This is a genomic window from Youngiibacter multivorans, from assembly GCF_017873395.1.
In the GTDB taxonomy this organism is placed as follows: domain Bacteria; phylum Bacillota; class Clostridia; order Clostridiales; family Clostridiaceae; genus Youngiibacter; species Youngiibacter multivorans.
In genome coordinates, this window is record NZ_JAGGKC010000060.1 from 1 (window position 1) to 4,350 (window position 4,350).

At 46.3% G+C, this 4,350-nt stretch carries 3 protein-coding genes; all 3 read right to left on the reverse strand.

The features are described 5' to 3' along the window. Positions 1 to 149: 149 nt before the first annotated feature. The 3 genes from adhE to efp all read right to left on the reverse strand — a co-directional run bounded on the left by adhE (position 150) and on the right by efp (position 4,037). Positions 150 to 2,744: a bifunctional acetaldehyde-CoA/alcohol dehydrogenase gene (gene adhE, locus J2Z34_RS17405; RefSeq protein WP_209461142.1), complete on the reverse strand. Its 2,595-nt coding sequence runs from the start codon at positions 2,742 to 2,744 to the stop codon at positions 150 to 152. Positions 2,745 to 3,033: 289 nt separating this feature from the next. Further along, positions 3,034 to 3,411 (reverse strand): DUF5655 domain-containing protein, encoded by a 378-nt coding sequence (locus J2Z34_RS17410; protein WP_209461143.1) that lies wholly within the window; start codon positions 3,409 to 3,411, stop codon positions 3,034 to 3,036. 68 nt (positions 3,412 to 3,479) lie between these two features. Continuing rightward, positions 3,480 to 4,037: an elongation factor P gene (efp, locus tag J2Z34_RS17415; RefSeq protein WP_209461144.1), complete on the reverse strand. Its 558-nt coding sequence runs from the start codon at positions 4,035 to 4,037 to the stop codon at positions 3,480 to 3,482. Positions 4,038 to 4,350 lie beyond the last annotated feature (313 nt).

Sequence of the window (4,350 nt, forward strand, 5' to 3'; positions counted from 1 at the left end):
GTTTCTTGAAGCTGAAGCTATTATTTCCTCCACCTGCATAGCAGGTGGTTTATTTGTTTCAAATGTGCCATTTGAAACGCACTAAAGTGACCAAATAAGGAATCCATAAGGATGCATATTCATCCTTGTGGATTCCGGATATTTTATGTCTAAACCAGTTTTCCGTAGTAGGCAGACACATACATGTCCTTGATTTCTGATATTAGGGGATATCTCGGATTTGCTCCCGTGCACTGGTCATCAAAAGCCTGCACGCACATTTCGTCGATCTTTTCGAAGAAGTCAGCTTCCTTGACTCCTGCCTCCTTTATCGTCATTGGAAGGTCAAGCTTTCTCTTCAGGTCGTCGATGGCAGCGATGAGACTCTCTATCTTCTCGTCATCGTTAGTACCCTGAAGTCCCAGATAATCGGCTATCCTTGCATACCTGAACTTTATATTTGGGTATTTGAACTGAGGGAAAGCAGCCTGCTTCCTGGGATTCTCAACTGCGTTGAACCTTATGACCTCATCAATCAGAAGACTGTTCGCGATTCCATGAGGTATGTGGTGGTACGCACCCAGCTTGTGGGCCATGGAATGGCACACTCCAAGGAAAGCGTTCGCAAATGCCATTCCAGCCATGGTAGAAGCATGGGCCATCTTCTCTCTAGCCTTGATATTGGTCCTGCCTTCCGTGTAGCAAAGAGGCAGGTACTTGAATATCAGCCTTATTGATTCCATTGCAAGTGCATTCGTATACTCTGAAGCCAGTACTGAAACATATGCCTCAAGTGCATGTGTCAGGGCATCTATTCCTGATGCAGCAGTAAGTCCTTTAGGCATTTCCATCATAAGCTCCGTATCAACTATCGCCATATCAGGTGTAAGTTCGTAGTCGGCTAAAGGGTACTTGATACCTGTTGATTCATCAGTTATTACCGCAAACGGTGTGACCTCGGAGCCAGTACCCGCAGATGTCGGTATCGCTATGAACATTGCCTTTTCGCCAAGCTTCGGGAACGGATATATCCTCTTCCTGATGTCCATGAATCTCATGGCCAGGTCCTCGAACCTTACCTCAGGATGCTCATACATGGTCCACATGATCTTGGCTGCATCCATTGGTGAGCCTCCGCCTAATGCTATGATAACATCAGGATTGAAGCTTCTCATCTCCTCGGCTCCCTTCCTTGCGCAGGCAAGGGTTGGATCCGGCTCCACATCAAAGAACACCTTGTAGTCGATCCCTGATTCATCCAGTATCTTCGCTATCCTGTCGCAGTATCCAAGGCTGTAAAGCACCTTGTCTGTCACTATGAAAGCCTTTTTCTTCTTCATGTCCTTAAGCTCGAGAAGTGCAGTGCCTATGGCACCCGACTTGAAATATATCTTTTCAGGAACTCTGAACCAAAGCATGTTCTCTCTCCTCTCCGCTACCGACTTGACATTCATGAGGTGCTTGACACCGACATTCTCACTTATGGAATTCCCGCCCCAGCTTCCGCAGCCAAGAGTTAGTGAGGGTGCAAGCCTGAAGTTGTAGATGTCTCCTATGGCTCCCTGCGATGAAGGCATGTTGATTATTGTCCTTCCCGTCTTCATCCTGGCTCCGAATGCATTCACTCTGTCCTTCATCTTCACCTGGTCGGTATACAGCACGGACGTATGTCCGAATCCGCCAAGCCTTACCAGCCTGTCTGCCTTGTCAAGGGCTTCAGCGAAGGTCTGCACTCTGTACATTCCAAGCACAGGCGAAAGTTTCTCGTGTGAGAACGGCTCTTCAAGCTCTACAGACTCTACCTCTCCTATCAGGACCTTCGCATCCTCAGGAACTGTCAGCCCTGCAAGGCTTGCTATCTTTGCTGCGCTCTGGCCAACGATATCCGCATTGAGACCCCCGTTTTTTAGGATCACACCCCTTACAGCCTCTGTCTCGTCAGCGTTCAGGATGTAGGCACCCCTTTCAAGGAATTCTCTTCTCACTTCATCATAAACCTCATCCATGACTATGACTGTCTGCTCAGATGCGCAGATTACGCCGTTGTCGAAGGTCTTCGAGAGGAGAATGGACGATACCGCCATCTTTATGTGGGCAGTCTCATCGATTATCGCTGGAGTATTTCCTGCGCCGACACCTATAGCTGGCTTTCCTGATGAATATGCCGCCCTTACCATTCCAGGTCCGCCTGTCGCAAGGATTATGTCGGCCTCCTTCATTACTGCCTGTGACAGCTCCACTGAAGGCTCATCTATCCATCCTATTATCCCTTCAGGCGCTCCTGCCTTAACTGCTGCCTCAAGCACTGTCCTCGCAGCCTCGATGGTCGACCTCTTCGCCCTTGGATGCGGGGAGAATATTATTCCGTTCCTGGTCTTGAGTGCCAGAAGAGCTTTGAATATTGCAGTGGATGTCGGATTGGTTGTAGGCACGATGGCGGCAACCACTCCTATAGGCTCAGCTACCTTCATGATGCCGAAGGATTCATCCTTCTCGATCACTCCACAGGTCTTCTCATCCTTGTACTGGTTGTATATGTATTCAGAGGCGAACTGGTTCTTTATGACCTTGTCCTCCACAATTCCCATTCCTGTCTCTTCGACCGTCATCTGAGCAAGCCTTATTCTTGCATTGCTTGCTGCAAGCGCAGCCATCCTGAATATCTCATCTACCTGTTCCTGTGTATACGTAGAATATTTTCTCTGGGCTTCCCTGACTTCCTCAAACTTTGCTACAAGTTCAGTTACATTTCCAACAGTCTTCATATTCTCTCCGCCTTTGTTAATTATTTATCACATTGTCATTGTAACAAGTCATATGCTTTGAGTCAAGTAAATTGTTAAATATTTAATTATATTATTTTATGATGCTTCTTTCATATGTAAACGTAGTCATTGCTGATAATTCGATAATTCGCTTCCAAAGCATTTCTACTACAGCTTCTCAAATTCGTATGTTCTGCAGCGTTTTTCGTTTTCTTTTTAACAATCTTGGCAATAGGAAAACCCTGCTTGTCTGGCAGGGTTTTAAATTTATATGACTCTCACGAAATTTTCAATTTGATGCAATATATGCCTCTTCAATCAGAGCCAATATCTCACTATCAAGGTCTTTTGAATCTGAGATAACAATATGATGTGTCCATCTGCCTTGATATGGTTCGACTGCTTCCACAACCCTTGCTGATTCAGCCTTCCTGCGAAGGGCAAGTGTCAGTATGATGCATCCCTCCGGTCTGTCTTTTCCCGTGCGCAGCGGCATCCATACCCATGCGAATCTTCTTTTGGTACCGAAGGATATTTGCGATTTGCCGATATGTTCTGAAGCCTCACCCACTGAAGCTATGATCTCCCTTATTGACATGAAAAGCCTGACCCTGCCTACTTCTTCCCTGAAGAAGCAGCTGATCGATTCATCTGACAACTTTTCCAAAATAAGCCTCCATATGGCAGAACAAAGCCGGCAGAGGGATATCCCTTTGCCGGCCTGCTGCAAGGGTCTTAAACCCTTTCCATGTACTCTCCAGTTCTTGTATCTACCCTTATGGCATCCCCTTCGTTTATGAAGAAAGGAACCATTACCATTGCTCCGGTCTCGACAGTCGCAGGCTTAAGTGCATTTGTAGCTGTGTTGCCCTTTATTCCTGGCTCTGTCTCAGTGATGACAAGCTCGACGAAGTTAGGTGCCTCTACTGAGAATGCATCTCCCTTGTAGAACTTTATGACTGCAAAATTGTTTTCCTTGAGGAACTTGATCGCATCTTCAACCTTCTCATAGTTGAGAGGAATCTGCTCGTAGGTTTCCTGGTCCATGAAGTAGTACAGCTCTCCGTCATTGTAGAGATACTGCATTTCCTTTCTCTCGATTACTGCTTCCTGAAGCTTAGTAGTCGGATTGAAGGTGGTGTCTGTAGTTCCACCTGAGATAACATTCCTGAGCTTTGTCCTTACGAATGCTGCTCCCTTTCCTGGCTTGACATGAAGAAAGTCAAGTACTACGAATACCTGTCCGTCCTGCTCGAAGGTTGTGCCTTTTCTCAATTCACTTGCTGATATCATTGTTTTCCCTCCAAATAATCTAACAAAGCCCCTCCAGGGACCGGTGCGGGCATTATGCTCACCTAAGGTCATGGGGCTTGTCAACCTAAGTCTTTCGATGCTATAGGCCGATCATGCACTCATAACCTGTGGAAGGCTCTGGGCATCATGTACCATTTCGCAATTTACCAAGGATATTCTATCAGAAAGGAGGTACATTTGCAATTGCCAATTATTGGATGTCTTAATGGTCTGTGATAATGTCACCCTGTAAGTGTGCTGTGATTATGTCACCCCCCCAGTCTATAATTGGAGGATGAAGATAATAATGAGT

What these genes read in the sequence shown, in the direction of transcription:
- adhE (WP_209461142.1), bottom strand. Translation starts at nt 2,744, where the DNA reads ATGAAGACTGTTGGAAATGTAACTGAACTTGTAGCAAAGTTTGAGGAA.
- efp (WP_209461144.1), bottom strand. Translation starts at nt 4,037, where the DNA reads ATGATATCAGCAAGTGAATTGAGAAAAGGCACAACCTTCGAGCAGGAC.